This is a genomic window from Streptomyces sp. NPDC058758 (genome assembly GCF_042746075.1).
In the GTDB taxonomy this organism is placed as follows: domain Bacteria; phylum Actinomycetota; class Actinomycetes; order Streptomycetales; family Streptomycetaceae; genus Streptomyces.
The window spans coordinates 53,920-68,202 of the sequence record NZ_JBHYPS010000040.1; the positions used below are offsets into that span (position 1 = coordinate 53,920).

The 14,283-nt window shown below is 72.1% G+C and carries 14 protein-coding genes; 13 read left to right on the forward strand and 1 reads right to left on the reverse strand.

The annotated features are described in order from the left end of the window. Nucleotides 1-93 precede the first annotated feature (93 nt). The 11 genes from ACFW6A_RS32735 to ACFW6A_RS32785 are packed head-to-tail and all read left to right on the forward strand — an operon-like array spanning nucleotide 94 to nucleotide 10,858. A complete protein-coding gene (locus ACFW6A_RS32735; protein ID WP_386645141.1) occupies nucleotides 94-705 on the forward strand; it encodes an SAF domain-containing protein in 612 nt (203 codons plus the stop codon). After that, a complete protein-coding gene (locus ACFW6A_RS32740) occupies nucleotides 705-1,574 on the forward strand; it encodes a hypothetical protein (RefSeq protein WP_386645144.1) in 870 nt (289 codons plus the stop codon). Before ACFW6A_RS32735 ends, ACFW6A_RS32740 begins: the two co-directional genes overlap by 1 nt. Continuing rightward, nucleotides 1,567-3,153 carry a CpaF family protein gene (locus tag ACFW6A_RS32745; protein WP_386645147.1) on the forward strand — a complete coding sequence of 529 codons (1,587 nt, stop codon included), beginning with the start codon at nucleotides 1,567-1,569 and terminating at the stop codon, nucleotides 3,151-3,153. Before ACFW6A_RS32740 ends, ACFW6A_RS32745 begins: the two co-directional genes overlap by 8 nt. Further along, nucleotides 3,150-4,070, forward strand: a complete 921-nt coding sequence (locus ACFW6A_RS32750; RefSeq protein WP_386645150.1) for a type II secretion system F family protein — start codon at nucleotides 3,150-3,152, stop codon at nucleotides 4,068-4,070. Before ACFW6A_RS32745 ends, ACFW6A_RS32750 begins: the two co-directional genes overlap by 4 nt. Further along, the gene (locus tag ACFW6A_RS32755) at nucleotides 4,070-4,963 is read left to right on the forward strand and encodes a type II secretion system F family protein (protein WP_386645170.1); all 894 of its coding nucleotides are present in this window, start codon (nucleotides 4,070-4,072) and stop codon (nucleotides 4,961-4,963) included. Before ACFW6A_RS32750 ends, ACFW6A_RS32755 begins: the two co-directional genes overlap by 1 nt. Nucleotides 4,964-4,990: 27 nt before the next feature. Then, the gene (locus ACFW6A_RS32760; protein WP_189954381.1) at nucleotides 4,991-5,179 is read left to right on the forward strand and encodes an LPXTG cell wall anchor domain-containing protein; all 189 of its coding nucleotides are present in this window, start codon (nucleotides 4,991-4,993) and stop codon (nucleotides 5,177-5,179) included. A gap of 44 nt (nucleotides 5,180-5,223) precedes the next feature. Beyond that, nucleotides 5,224-5,916 carry a hypothetical protein gene (locus ACFW6A_RS32765; RefSeq protein WP_386645153.1) on the forward strand — a complete coding sequence of 231 codons (693 nt, stop codon included), beginning with the start codon at nucleotides 5,224-5,226 and terminating at the stop codon, nucleotides 5,914-5,916. Nucleotides 5,917-5,969: 53 nt separating this feature from the next. After that, complete coding sequence (locus tag ACFW6A_RS32770) at nucleotides 5,970-6,308, forward strand: TadE family protein (protein WP_386645155.1); 339 nt, start codon at nucleotides 5,970-5,972, stop codon at nucleotides 6,306-6,308. Then, a complete protein-coding gene (locus ACFW6A_RS32775; protein ID WP_351850030.1) occupies nucleotides 6,305-6,769 on the forward strand; it encodes a TadE/TadG family type IV pilus assembly protein in 465 nt (154 codons plus the stop codon). Before ACFW6A_RS32770 ends, ACFW6A_RS32775 begins: the two co-directional genes overlap by 4 nt. Then, nucleotides 6,766-7,245, forward strand: a complete 480-nt coding sequence (locus tag ACFW6A_RS32780) for a TadE/TadG family type IV pilus assembly protein (protein WP_386645158.1) — start codon at nucleotides 6,766-6,768, stop codon at nucleotides 7,243-7,245. Before ACFW6A_RS32775 ends, ACFW6A_RS32780 begins: the two co-directional genes overlap by 4 nt. A gap of 7 nt (nucleotides 7,246-7,252) precedes the next feature. After that, nucleotides 7,253-10,858, forward strand: a complete 3,606-nt coding sequence (locus ACFW6A_RS32785; RefSeq protein ID WP_386645161.1) for a LysM peptidoglycan-binding domain-containing protein — start codon at nucleotides 7,253-7,255, stop codon at nucleotides 10,856-10,858. A gap of 276 nt (nucleotides 10,859-11,134) precedes the next feature. Here the strand turns inward: ACFW6A_RS32785 and ACFW6A_RS32790 are convergent, their stop codons facing one another. Then, a complete protein-coding gene (locus ACFW6A_RS32790; protein ID WP_351850034.1) occupies nucleotides 11,135-11,257 on the reverse strand; it encodes a hypothetical protein in 123 nt (40 codons plus the stop codon). 287 nt (nucleotides 11,258-11,544) lie between these two features. On the opposite strand from ACFW6A_RS32790, the gene ACFW6A_RS32795 reads away from it, so the two are divergent. Next, a complete protein-coding gene (locus ACFW6A_RS32795; RefSeq protein WP_386645164.1) occupies nucleotides 11,545-12,996 on the forward strand; it encodes a serine/threonine-protein kinase in 1,452 nt (483 codons plus the stop codon). Nucleotides 12,997-13,213: 217 nt separating this feature from the next. Next, complete coding sequence (locus ACFW6A_RS32800; protein ID WP_386645167.1) at nucleotides 13,214-14,140, forward strand: DUF1963 domain-containing protein; 927 nt, start codon at nucleotides 13,214-13,216, stop codon at nucleotides 14,138-14,140. The last annotated feature ends 143 nt before the right edge of the window (nucleotides 14,141-14,283 follow it).

The window sequence follows — 14,283 nt, forward strand, 5'->3', positions numbered from 1 at the left end:
ATGGAAACGCCCACTTCGGCGCCGGTCCCCCGCCCCTCGAACCCCAGTGGCCCCTCCGGTCCCTCGCGTCCGGAGATCCCGATCACCACGAGCGTGCCGGTGAAGAAGGAGCGCCGCTGGTCGGTGGCGGCGCTGTGCGTGGTTCTGGCGGCTGTCGCGGGTCTGGGTGCGGCGGCGGCGGTGACGTCGTCGAGCGACCGCACCAAGGTGCTGGCCATCGCCCGGGACGTCCCGGCCGGCCAGCCGCTGACCGCGGCGGACCTGACGGTGGCCGAGGTGTCCGCGGACGCGGCGCTCACCCCGGTGCCCGCGGCGCAGAAGGCGTCCGTGGTGGGCAAGCGGACCGCGGTGGAGCTGCGCAAGGGCGGTCTGCTGACCGCTTCGCAGCTCGCGGCCGGTACCGGTCTGGGGGACGACAAGCAGCAGGTGGGCGTGCAAGTGAAGCGGGGTCAGGCCCCGGCCGGGACGCTCGCCCCGGGCGACAAGGTGCTCGCGGTCACGACGCCGGCGCAGGGGGAGCAGACCGGGGGCAAGGCGGAGGCGCCACCGTCGACCGTGAGCGCGGTCGTGGTGAGCGTGTCGCGGCCGGACGCGTCGGGGAGCATCGTCGTCAACCTGGCGGTGGGGCCGTCCGACGGTCCGCTGCTCGCCACGCGTGCCTCGCAGGGCCGGGTCGCGATCGTCCGTCAGCCGCGGAGCAGCTGATGCCGGTCACCGCTCTCGTGTCCGCGAAGTCCTGCGGCGTCACCACCAGCGCGCTCGCGCTGACGCTCGCCTCGAAGCGTCCGTCCCTGCTGGCCGAGTGCGATCCGGCAGGCGGGACGCTGCGGGCCGGTTTCCTTCAGGGTGAGGTCGGCGCGGGCCAGGGGCTCTACCATCTGGCGGCCGCCGAGCGGACCGGGCCTGAGACCCTGGCGGCCGCGTTCGCGTCGCACCTGTGGCCGCTGGACGAGGCCGGGCACCGCAAGCTGCTGCCGGGTCTGACCGATCCGGGGCAGGCCGGTGCGCTGAGTAGGACCTGGCCGATGCTGTCCGAGGTGCTGCACGTGATGGCCGAGGAGGCTGGGCACGACGTCTTCATCGACGCCGGGCGGATGGCGCTGGAGTCGGGGCGGCTGCACACCTCGCTCACGCCGGCTCCGCTGCTACACCAGGCCGACCTGGTGCTCCTTGTCGTGCGGGGCACCGAGCGGTCCCTGACCCTGGCCCGGCACATCATCGAGCCGCTGCGGACCGAGCTCGCCGAGCGCGGCAGCGGGATGGACGCGCTCGGGCTGCTGCTGATCGAGGAGGGCCCTGCGCGGGCCCACCAGGTCGCCGACGCGTTGAAGACGCCGGTGCTGGGGGCGTTGCCGTTCGAGCCGGCGGTGGGCTCCTTCTTCACCAACGGAGGCCGGCCGCCGCGGGGGTACGCGCGCAGCGGTCTGCTGCGACATGCGCGGACGGCGACCGAGCAGCTGGAGGCGGCGGCGGCGCGGCGCCGGATCCAGCAGCAGTACCCGGCCCGCACGGGCAGCGCGCAGATCAGCGGCATGCTGCAGCGGCTCGCGGAGCGAGGGGGACGTCGTGGCTGACACCCAGCAGCGTCCCGGCGCGGAGGGTTCTCCCGCGCCGATGGGGCCGGCGGACATCGCCGGCCTGCTCGCCGGGCGGATCGGACAGCGCCGCCCCACCGCCGCCGGCGCCCCGCACCCCGCCGTTCCGTCGGCCGTCTCGCCGGACGCGCCCGTCGCCGCCGTGCCGGCGGCTGCGGACGGCGGGGTGGGGGCGGTGCCGTCGCTCGCGGGCCTGCCCGGCGCGCTGCCGGTGGAGTGGGAGGTGATCGAGCACCTCCAGTCCCTGGTATCGACGAAGCTGAGCGCGGAGGACCCCGACAAGCTGCTGGAGGAGGCCGACCGGCGCGCTTTGGCCCGCCGGCTGGTGCGCAACGCGGTCGCGGACTGGGCAACCGCCTACGCACAGGGCAACGTCCCGCTGACGGCGGAGCAGGAGACGGCGGTCGGGACGGCGGTCTTCGATTCGATGTACCGGGGCGGGCGGCTTCAGTCGCTGCTCGACCAGGACGGCGTCGAGGACGTGATGGTCGACGGCCTGCGGGCGCACGTGGAGTACCACGACCGGCCGCGGCAGACGATCGAGAAGGTCGCCGACAGCCACGAGGAACTCATCACGTGGGTGAACCGGATGGCGCGGCTGTCCGGGCACGGCGAACGCGCGCTGACGCAGGCGACCCCGATGGTCGGGTTCCGGATGCCGGACGGTTCGCGGGTGACGGCGAGTCTGCTGACCACGCGGCCGTCGGTGGTGATCCGCCGGCACCGCATCCGTCAGCACGGGATCGCCGAGCTGGTGCAGTGGGGGTCGATCAACCCCATGCTGGAGCGGTTCCTGACGGCGTGCGTGCACGCCAAGATGAACATCCTGGTCGTCGGCAACATGGGCGCGGGCAAGACGTCGCTGCTGCGGGCGCTGGGGCGGGAGATCCCGCCGTCGGAGCGGCTGGTGACGCTGGAGTCGGACCGTGAGCTGTATCTGGACGAGCCGGGGCCGAAGCCGGGGCCGGTGACGTTCGCGTTCGAGGCGCGGCAGTCCAACGGCGAGACCCGCGGCGGCGGCGCGGCCGGCGAGGTGACCATCAGCGACATGTTCGCGACCGCGCTGCGGTTCAACGCGACGCGGGTGATCGTCGGCGAGGTCCGCTCCACGGAGATCGTGCCGATGCTGCAGGCGATGTCCGCGGGCGGTTCGGGGTCGATGTGCACGCTGCACGTGCGGCGGCCGCACGGCATCATCAGCCGGCTGGTGCAGCTGTGCACGGAAGCCGGGATGCAGACCGAGGCCGCCCACCATTTGATCGCGTCCTCCATCGACCTGGTCGTCTACCTGACCTACCTGGACGAGACCGCGGTCGGCGGGCAGAAGCACCGGTTCGTCTCGCACATCTACGAGGTCCACGACGTCGTCGGCGAGGGCGGGCGGCCGGTGACGACCGAACTGTTCGCGCCGCAGGGCGGGGAGATCCGCGCCGTGTACAAGAGCATGCCGTCCTTCATCGACGAGCTGGAGCTGACCGGGCTGATGCGCAGGGAGTGGCTGACCGACAACCCCTATGGGGCCTGGATGGGGCCGCTTGCGACGGTGGGGCGCCGGTGAACACCTCCCAGCTCGCTCTCGTCGCCGCGCTGTGTGCCGTCGTCGCGGTCCTCGCCGTGTTCGCCGCCGTACGCGAGGCCCGCGGCCGGGTCGTCGACCCGACGAAGCCGGCGTCCCGGATGGCGGGCCGGATCCAGCGGGCCCGTGCGGGTCTGCCGGACAAGTGGCAGCGCCGCTGGCGGCCCCTGCTCACGGCCGCCGGGATCGTCACGCTGGTGGTGTGGGCGTGGACCGGATGGCCCGTGCACGGTCTGCTGGCCGGCGCCGCCGTCCTGGGCCTGCCCTACGTCCTCAACCCCGGCACCGCCGCCTCTCTTCGGATCGAGCGGCTGGAGGCGCTGGGGCAGTGGCTCAACCACCTCGCCGGTATCCACCAGGCGGGCATCAGCCTGCCGCAGACCATCCGCGCCTCCGCGAAGGCCGCCCCGGCCCCGATCGCCGCGAACGTGCAGGCGTTGTCCAGCCGGCTCCGCAGCGGTATGGAGGCCGAGGACGCGTTCGCGCTGTTCGCCGACGAACTCGCCGACGGCGTCAGCGACCACGTTGTGCTGCTGTTCCAGTCGCACGCCGTCTACAAGGGGCCCGGGCTGTCGGACGCCCTCGAAGCGCTCGCGGTCACCATCCACCAGCAGGCCGCGGACGCCCGCGACATCGAGGCCGACCGGGCGAAGGTCCGCAAGTCCTCCCGCATGGTGTCCATGGTCATCTGCGTGGTCGTCATCGGCTGCATGCTCAACGACGCCTGGTCCGGCTGGTACCAGTCCCCCATGGGGCAGCTCGTCCTCGCGGGCCTCGGCGGCGCGTTCGCCTACACGCTGCGGTGGCTGCGGACGATCGCGCGGACCGAGCCCGACCCGCGGCTGATCGACCCGCTGCCCGCCTCCACCCTGCTCGCCCTGACGGGAGGCACCCGGTGATGCTGATGAACGCCGTCCTGCCCGCAGCGGCCGGCGGCGCGCTGATCGGACTGGCCGTCCGCGCGCTGCTGCCCGCCCGCCGGGACCTGGCCTCCGCGCTCGACCGCCTCGACGTCGCCAAGGCCGGCGGCCCCACCGTGGCCTCGGTCGCCCCGGTGTCCACCGGGAGCCTGCCCGAGCGGGTCGGCACCCGGCTTCTCGGCGAATTCGGCGGCCGCATCACCCTTCCCGCCCAGGACCTGGCGCTGCTGCGCATCAGCCTCGCCGAACACCTCGGCAAAAAGGTGCTGTTCTCCCTGTACGGGCTGCTGCTGCCGCAGCTGCTCCAGGGGCTCCTCGCGCTGGCCGGCGCTCCGCTGCCGTTCGTGATGCCCGCGTTCGTGTCCCTGGCCCTGGCCGCGCTGTTCTGGCTGTGGCCGGGCAAGGAGGTGGCGCGCGACGCGGCCGCGGCCCGGCAGGTCGTGCGGCATGCGGCCGCCTCCTACCTGGAGCGGGTCGCGCTCGCCCGCATCGCGAACTCCGGCGCCGCGCAGGCCCTGACGGAGACCGCGCAGGTCGGCGACGGCTGGATCTTCGCCCGGATGCGGCAGGTGTTCCACCAGGCCGACCTCGCCGGCGTCACCGTGTGGGACGCGCTCAAGCAGCTCGGCGACGAACTCGGCATCCCCGAGCTGACCCGCCCGGCCGACACCCTCGCGCTCGCCGGGGAGGGCGCCGCCGTCTACACCACCTTGCAGGCCCAGGCCCGGCAGCTGCGGATCGCGCTGCTGTCCGACGCGAAAGCCGAGGCGAACGCGGCGTCCGCGGCGATGGTCCTGCCGGTCACGGCCGGCGTCATCCTCATGCTCGTCTTCGTGATGATCCCGGTCACGATCACCATCCTCGGAAGCTGAAAACCCACCCATAAGGGGGAAACCATCATGGACATCCAAACGCTGACCGTGTGGATCAAGAGCCACTACCAGGCCCTGAAGAACCGCGGGGACGCGGGCCAGACCTCCACCGAACTCGCCCTGATTGCTGGTGCGTTGCTGGTCGGTGCTGGTCTCCTGGTTCTTGCGATCCGCTCCAAGCTCCTGGAGAAGATCGGCATCATCAGCGGCGGCTAAGACGCCGTCGGTCCCACCGGCACTTCCCACGATCAGGAGAGCCCGTGACCCAGCACCCTGCCCCCACCGGCCAGCCGCCCTGGACACCTTTTGACGACTACCTGTGGCACACCTGCGAGATCGTCGCCGACGTCGTCCAGGGGCAGCTCGACCGTCGCCCGCTCATCGCGACCGTCGCCCCACTGCCCCCCGGCGACCGGGCGCTGGTCACTGGCCCGGCCCGGCCGTTCAAGTGGATAGCTCTGGGCGATGGCAGCTACCACCACACCAACACGTTCGTGATGGGGTCGCCGACGTTCGTGATCGGCAGCCTCATCGGCTCTGCGATCGGCAACTCCTCCCGACGCGCTGCGGCCGCCCGCGACGCTCAGCCCCGATGGGTCGCCGGGGATCCCGGCGAGGTGACGGTCAGCCGGATGGGGATGTTCATCATCCACCCCGTCAAACCGGCCGAATCGGTCCTCTTGCACTGGTCCGGCCTGCGTTCGATCGACCTGGTCGCACCCGACGTCTTCCACACCCACTTCGTCAACACGAGCGGAACCCAGATGGCGGTGCGCATCGCCACCCCCTGGGCCTCGTTGATGTTCGTCCTCGCAGCACTCACTCGATTCCCTGCGCACCCCCGCCTTTTGGAACGGGGCTGGCTCCCACCGGGATTCGAGCAGCGCAGCGCGGCCTTCGGCAGGCCCTGTCGGCCAGCCACCGACCTCGTCCTCGGCAGAGGGGGAACGTGAAACAGCTTCTTCTACGGATACGGCGCACCGGTGGTGAGCGCGGATTCGCCAGCGTGGAGTTGGCGGTCCTGGCCGTCACCGTCCTCGCGCTGGGCTTCACCATCATCCAGACCGGCTTCTACTTCCACGCCAAGAGCGTCGCGCAGTCCGCGGCCCGGCAGGGAGTGGAGGCTGGGCGGCAGTACAACGCGGGCGATGGCGTGGCGCAGGCGCAGACGTATCTGGCCCGGTTCGGCGGCAGCGTCCGGGGCGCGAGCGTGTCCTCCGGCGGAAGCACGGCGGAAACGGTCCGCATCACGGTCCGCGGCCACGTCGCGACCCTGGTCCCCGGCCTGACGCTGGACGTCGCCGAGCACGCGGACGCTCCCGTCGAGCGGGTGACCGCCCCATGACCCGAACTCTGCACGCCCGGCTGGTACAGGCGACCCGGGGACCGGGGCGTGACCGGGGTTCCTACGCCCTGGAGACCGCGGTTCTGGCCCCGGTGGTGATCGGCATGCTGCTGCTGATGATCGCGTTCGGGCGGGTCACCAGCGCGGCCGGGTCCGTGGACGGCGCCGCCCGCGCCGCCGCCAGGGCGGCGTCCCTGGAACGGGACGCGGGCAGTGCGCAGGCCAGCGCGCAGGCCGCCGCGGCCGGAAGCCTCGACGGCGAAGGCGTCACCTGCCGGGCGTCCAGCGTCGTCGTCGACACCTCCGGCTACTCCCTCGACATCGGGCAGGAGGCGATGGTGACCGCGACGATCGCGTGCACGGCGGACCTGTCCGACATCGGGCTGCCGGGCCTCCCCGGCTCCAAGACGCTCACCGCGTCGTGGAGCAGCCCTCTCGACACCTACCGGGGGCGGCAGTGACCCCTGTGAATCTCCTGCTGGACCGGGCTGGGGCCCGGTGGCGGGCGGCCGCGGCCGCCCGCCTTCCCCGCGCCGATGACCGGGGCTCGATGTCGCTGTACTTCGCCCTGGTAGCGGTGGCGCTGCTGATGGTGATGGGCCTGCTGGTCGACGGCGGCGGCGCGCTGAACGCGGCGAACCGGGCGACGTCGGGCGCCCAGGAAGCCGCGCGGGCCGCCGGTCAGCAGCTGGACGTGGCCCAGGCCATGGAGGGCGACGCGATCACCCTCGACCCGGACGCCGCGGTCGCGGCCGCCCAAGACTACCTCGCGGCCGCCGGGCTCCAGGGCAGCGCGGAGATCACCGGCGGCGGGCGCAGCCTCACCGTGAACGTCCAGGACAGCTACAGCACCTACTTCGCGCAGTTCGTCGGCGTCGGCACGATCCACGTGACCGGCACCGCGACCGCGCATCTCCAGACCCAGGCCGGAGGCTGAGCCCCCTATGACCCCCGCTCCCCTGCGCACCGCCGGACTCCTGCTGCGGGCAGTGCTCGGGCTCGTCGTCCTGGCCGCCCTCGTGGCCGGCGTCCCCTACCTGCTGCTGGCCGTCGGGCACCAGCCCACCGAACTCGCCGACGGCGGGTTCAGTCTGCTGGAGCAGGACGACGGCCGGCTGTTCCTCGTCGTGCTGACCTGCCTGGGCTGGGCCGGGTGGGCGGCGTTCACGCTCTCGGTGCTGGTGGAACTCGTCGCCGTGCTGCGCCGCCGGTCCGCCCCCAAGATCCGGGGGCTGGGGTCAATGCAGTCCCTCGCCTCCTTCCTCGTCGGCGGCATCGTGCTCCTCGCCCCCACCGCGGCCTCGGCCGCGACCGTCGCCCCGGCCGTCGCGGCGACCGCCACCCACACCGTGGGCGAGGCCGGCACGATGACCGGAGCCCCTTCTGCGGTCTCCGCGCGAGCGGGCGAGACCGGCGGCCTGACGCACACGGTCGCCTCCACGAGCGAACTGCCGTGGGACCTCGCGGAGGACTACCTCGGCGACGGCAAGCGGTGGAAGGACATCGCCGCGCTCAACCCGGACATCCCCCAGCTCGCGGCGGGCGACCAGTACCTCCCCAAGGGCGCCGTCATCAAGCTTCCGGCCGACGCCCGGCCCGCCGCGGCCGCGGCCCCGGCGGCGGGGAGTGCCGGGCAGGCCCCGGCGTCCGTGACCCGGGTCGGTACTTCCCCAGCCACCAGCACCACGGCCCCGAAGGCGACCACGGCGGACACCGAGGACACCGAGGGGGCGGTGGACCGGGTCACGGTCCGGGCCGGAGACAGCCTCTGGTCGATCGCCGACGCCCACGGCGACCCGGAGGACTGGCCCGCGATCTACGAAGCGAACCAGGGCGAGGCCGTCCCCGGCAGCGGAACGTTCACCGACCCGAACAAGATCTACCCCGGGCAGGTCCTCGACCTGCCCCAGCACACCGGCCCGCAGCCGACGGCCCCCCAGCGCCCCGCGCCGAAACCGGCGGTGCCCGCACAGCCCGACGCCCCGAAGGCCCCCGCCTCCCCCTCCCCCGCTCCCCCTCCCACCGCCGACGCCGACAAGGACGTCCCGGCCGCCCCCGCTCCCACCGCCGACACGAACGAGGAAGCCCCGTCCGCCGCCGAAACGGCCGCCCCGGCCCGAACCGCGCCGGCCCCCGAGCGCAGCGCCGCACCAGTCGACGACACCGCCTCCGCCCCGGCCCCTGGGCGCACCAGTCCTGCCCCGCCGAGCCCTGCGCCGGAGCCCGCCGGGCAGGCGTCCGAGAACACCGCCGAGGGCATCGTGCTGGCCGTTGCCGGCGGTCTCGCGGCCGCCGGCGGCGTCGTGCTGATGCTCCGGCGCCGGCGCGCGCTGCAACGGCGCCACCGCGAGCCGGGAACCCTCATCGCCATGCCGGACGGCAGCGCCGCCGCCACCGAGAAGGCGTTGCACAGCGCGGACTCCAGTACGGAACTGCTCCTGCTGGACCTCGCGCTGCGCACGCTCGCCACCCGCCTGGCGGACGAGGACCGAGACCTGCCAGCGCTCGCGGCCGTCCAGCTGGGAGACGGGGGCGTCCTGCTGCATCTGTCCGACGCCGTACAGGACGGAGACGACGCCGCCCCGGCGGCGCCCTTCACCGCCGTCACCGGACGGCCCGGCGTGTGGTGGTGCCCGGCCGACTCCGCCGACCTCCTCGACCCCGAGCAGGCCGCCGACGTCGCCGCCCCCTACCCGGCACTCGTCCTCCTCGGCAGCGACCCCGACGGCGCCCTGCTCCTGGTCGACCTCGACGAGTTCGGCGCGCTCCACCTGACGGGCCGCCGCCACCTCCAGATGCTACGCACCCTGGCCGTCTCCCTGGCGCTGTCCCCGCTCGGGCAGGTCGATGTCGCCGTCGCCGGCGAGGACACCGCCCCCGGGCTGGGGCTGCTCGACGCCCAGCGGGTCCAGGAACACCCGGACCTCCAGGCGACCGCAGACAGCGCCCGCGTCCACCACACCAGCCAGCAGCAGCTCATGGCCGATACGGGGCTGCCGGGCATGTCCCGCGCCCGGCTCTCGCCGGAGGCCGAGGAGTTCAGCCCCCTGGTGGTCCTGGCCGACCTCGACACCTGCCCCGGCTCTGACGCAACCGGGCAGCTCGACGTCCTCCTGCGCGACGAGCCCCTGTCCTCGACCACCCTCATCACCAGCAGCAGCCGGGCCGCCCGCGGCACGGGCGAGGTGTGGGAGATCAACACCGATTACTACGACTTCCCGGTGCCGAACACGCCCCTGCGGTGCGTGCTGTCGATGTGCAGCGATGACGAGTACGCCGACATCCTCACCCTGGCCGTGACCGCGGACTCCCCCACCGGCGTCCCTGCCCCGCCGCCCGTCCCCCTCGACACGCTCCTCCCGGGCGCCGACGCCGCAGGCGTGAGCGTCCCCCCGCCCCCGGCCCCCGTGCCGCCGGCTGACGGGAAGCCGAGCCTTCTGGCCCTCCTCTCCGACCTCGACGACGAGGACGAGGACGACGACGCCTCCGAGGAGGCCTCCGCTCAGCCACTCGCGGGCGACAGCGCAGATACCGGGGCCCGGTCAGCTCCCGAAGCCCCGGCCGACTCTGTGGACTCCGCTAGGTCGTCCAGCACGCCGGACTCAGGAACGGCGGGTACGGCGGCCGGCGACGCTACGGACGCGGTGCCGGTCCTACCCGCTTCCGCTTCCCCCGGCCACGTCGTGCTGTCCGCTGCCCGGGCCCTGCCCCAGATCACCGTCCGGCTGGCCGCCGCCTCCACCACCCCGCCCGAGCCGGCCAATGACGACGGCAGGAACCCTGAGCTTCCCAAGATCGTCTTTCCCCAGGACCAGCCCCTGATCAGCATCCTGGGCACCGTGGAGATCACCGGCGCTCGCGGCACCGTCGACTCAAACCGCCGTACCCGCGCCACCGAACTCGCCACCTTCCTCGTCCTCAACCCTGGCGCCACCGCACCCCAGGTCGACGAAGTCCTCTCCCCGCGCGGCGGCCTGACCAGCCCCAGCACACGCAACACCCGGCTTCGGGACGTGAGGCGTTGGCTCGGCAACGACGACGAGGGACAGCCGTACTTCCGACGCATGGCAAAGCACGCCGACGGGCACCGGATCATCGGCGTGGAGTGCGACTGGCTCCAGTTCCAGCTCCTGCACGACGCTGCCCTCCAGCTCCCCCGCGCCCAGGGGCAGGTCCTGCTGCGCCGCGCCCTCGAACTCGTCCGGGGCCGGCCGTTCTCCGGCGTCAGCTCCACCTACTACAGCTGGGCCGAACCGGTCGTAGAGGAGATCAACGACAAGGTCGTCAACGCCGCAGCCCTGCTCGCCGACTGGCTCCTGGAGACCGGAGACGGACGGGGCGCGCTGTGGGCAGCCGGCCGCGGGCTCAACGTCGCCCGCGAGCGAGAAGAACTGTGGCGTCACCGGTTCCGCGCACTGGCACTCCTGGGCGACCACGACGGCCTGGAACAGTCCATCCAGCGCCTGGAGACTCTCCTGACCGATCACGGGTGGGCCATGGAAGAGGAGACCACCGCCACTATCCGCATGGTGCAGGCCACCCGGGCCTGACCGGCAATAGACATCCTCATCCGGAAGGCCCCGGCTCTGCATGAGTCAGGGGCCTTGGATGGGACCCGTCAATCAAGCGCAGTAACTGGGGCGTCGAGGTTACCGACAGGCCCCGGAAAACCGGCCGCCGAAGGTGATGTCGAAGGCGTTCAGAGCGGTCTTCCAACGAGCTTGCTCCTCCCTGCGGGTCGGAGCCAAGGGACGCGCGAGGCGGCCGACATCGGGGCGACCTTGCGCACGGCCCGCCCGACAGGGGTGAGGCAGGGGCCTTGGCCTTCAGTGCAGCGGCCGGGGCGGGTGCCGGGCGGGGCGGCTGTCGGCGGCGGGCTCGGCGTCTGTCTTGGGGACGGCGGTCTCCTGACGGGCGAGGGATTCGAGGTGCTCCGTCTGCGGGCGCACGGCTTCCGCCTCGGGGACGGCCGCTTCCGCGGCGGCTCGGGCGGCGCGGCATACCCCCCAGGCGGGTGATGTCGTCGGCGGGGCACGGGACGCACACCGGTTTGTCCACAGCCTGTGCCACGGTCCGGTGCGCGACGGTCCCCTGCCCGCACCGGTCATTGACCTTTTGCCCATGCCGCGTGCGCACCAGTCGCTGTGCTTTTCGCTGCGGGGCCCGGCGCTGCTTGTCCTCTGCGCCGGCCGGTCTCCTAGAGTTGTCCCGTCGTCGTCAAGGGGGAGCTGGCATCATGACCGACCACGCCGCGTTCGCGGCCCTGCAACCGAACGATCCGACGCAACTGGGGCCCTACCGCCTGCTGGGCCGGATCGGCAGCGGAGGGATGGGCACGGTCTACGCCGCCGAGAACGCGGCGTCGCAGCTGGTCGCCGTCAAGGTCATCAACGCCCACCTGGCCGGGGACGAGCGGTTCGTCCGCGAGTTCAAACGCGAGGTGACGGCAGCGCGCCGGGTCCGCCCCTTCTGCACGGCTCCGGTCCTCGACGCGCAGCTGGACGTGCACCCGCTGTATGTCGTCACCGAGTATGTCGACGGCCCGACCCTGCAGGCCCTGGTCACCCGGCACGGTGCGCTGCGGGGCGGCGCGCTGGAGCAGCTGGCGGTCGGCATGGCCGCCGCCCTCAGCGCGATTCACGCGGCCAGGGTCGTGCACCGGGATCTGAAGCCCTCGAACGTGCTGTTGTCGGCGGTGGGGCCGCGGGTGATCGATTTCGGTATCGCCCGGGCGCTGGAGGGATCAGACGTTTCTGTTCAGCCGACGCAGCTGTCGGGTACGCCCGGCTATATCGCTCCGGAGGTCCTGCGCGGTGAGCCGGTCACTGCGGCTGCGGACCTTTTCGCCTGGGGCTGTGTCATGGCCTATGCCGCTTCCGGTGCGCTTCCGTTCCCGGGCGAGGACGTGTTCGCGGTCCACCAGCGGGTGCTGACCGAGCCGCCCCGGCTCGCCGGCCTCGACGGTCCCCTGCGCGAGCTGGTGGAGCAGACCCTGGAGAAGGATCCCGGCCTGCGCGGGTCCGCCTCCGCGTTGCTGGCGCGGCTGGTCGGCGATGAGCGGGCGGATGCCGAGCGGGCCACCGAGTGGGTGGAACGTTCCTGGCCCGCTCCGACCATCCTGGCGACAGACATGCAGCGGCCCGAGGCGGCCGGGACTCCCCCGCAGGTCAAGGCCGCCCGCGCAGGCGGGCGCCGACGCGTCGCGGTGGCTGCCGGAGTGGCGGGGGTGTGTGCGGCGGTGCTGGCCGGAGCGCTGATGTGGCCCGGGGGCGACAGGAACAAGGAGCAGGTCAAGGACAGCGCGAAGGTACGCAGCGGCCCCGTCGTGCTACACAGTGCGTACTCCTTCGAACTCGATACGCTGCCACCCACCGGCGCGCAGCGGTGGATCGACACCCGCGACCTCACCGACGACCTGCGAACCGAGGAACACACCGGCGCCGCTCCCGATCTGCTCTCGGGCAAGGCGAACGCCCTGGCCCGGTGGACGTCCGAGGAACCGCCCACCGAGCAACAGTGCGCGGACGCGCTCAAGTCCCCTGCCGGCAAAGCGTCGGAAGTCAAACGCGGCGACCGGTTCTGCCTGCAGACCACCGACGGCCGCACCGCCTACATCCGCGTCATCAGCCTGCCCGTGGGCGAAGGCGAGACCCGTATCGAGGCAACCACCTGGGAACTGCTCGTCTGAACGTGGTGTAACCGGCCGGGGTGGCGCACAGCAGAAGGGCGGGGAGGCCGCGGCGTTCGCGGCGTTCGCGGAGAAGCTTTCGCCGCCGTGCCTTCCTTTTCAGCGTTCGCGCGCTCGGGGAAGGCGTCAGCATCACCGGCGAGCGGGACGTCGAGGCCGTCCGCTTCGCCGCCCTTGCGGTAGGTGATCGACCGATCTCATCCGCCACGCACAACCAGTGCCCACCAACACCCCGATGGAACAGACGAGTTGGGTAGGGTTTACCTTCTGGGGCATGGATCATCGAGGAGAGTTTCGCCGGGCAGCGCTTGAGTTGGGCATCCCGGGCGACGAGATCAGCAGGTTCAGCCAGCACCTTCGTTTGGCGATCGGACTGTCCGGGGGCGGCGATGGTTCTCCGGTGGGGCACATCGGTGGATTGCCCCGGTTGCCGGTGGGCATGAAGTGGCCGTCCGCCGGGGACGTTCCGTTGCCGTTGCTCCTTTCCGTCGATTGTGGGGAGCTGCCGAGGATCGAGGGCTTTGGCCTGCCGGCGGACGGAACTCTGCTCTTCTTCGTTCACCAAGAGATGGACTTCGGCACATCGCGGGCCGATCCGGGCCAGTACGCGCGAGTTGTGTATGTACCGGACGGCATCAAAACTGTGGTCGCGGAACCCCCCGACTCCTCATGCGCCAGCGAGCGGATCGACGTCTGCGCCGAACTCAGAGCCGACCTGCCTCTTTGGCTCGAGGAAGGCGACGAGGACGAGGACTGGCACGAGTTCTGGGAGGATCTCGAGTGGGACGACATGTCCCCCTTCCAGCAGCAGCTGGCCCGGTACATGGAGCGTGAACTGCCGCACCTGGACGAACTTCGGTCTCTGGCCTACGACCTCTGGCCATCCGGCGCTTACCTCGTCATCGGCGGGTACGCCGATGACGAGGCGACGGTCGGCAGCATTACGGCGAAGACCCTCGCGAAGGGACAATGGCTTTCCTATACGGACGAAGACGCGCTCCGGCTGGCGAGCGAATGGATACCGCTCGCCAATGAAGCCCGGGGCTACGCGGAGTACTACACGAAATTCATGATCCGCCACGACGACCTGACCGCTGCTCGGTGGGACAAGGTACTGACCGTGACTGTTTTCGACGCCCCGTGAACAGACTCCGCCAACTCAATCACCAACACCGGTTACTCGTGCCGCGAGCCTAAAGGGTGTTGCAGAAGGTCCGCTTCGGGCAGGCCGGAGGGGTGTTTGACCTGTCGGTTCACCCGGTGTGGGCGAGGTTGTGCATGGTGGCG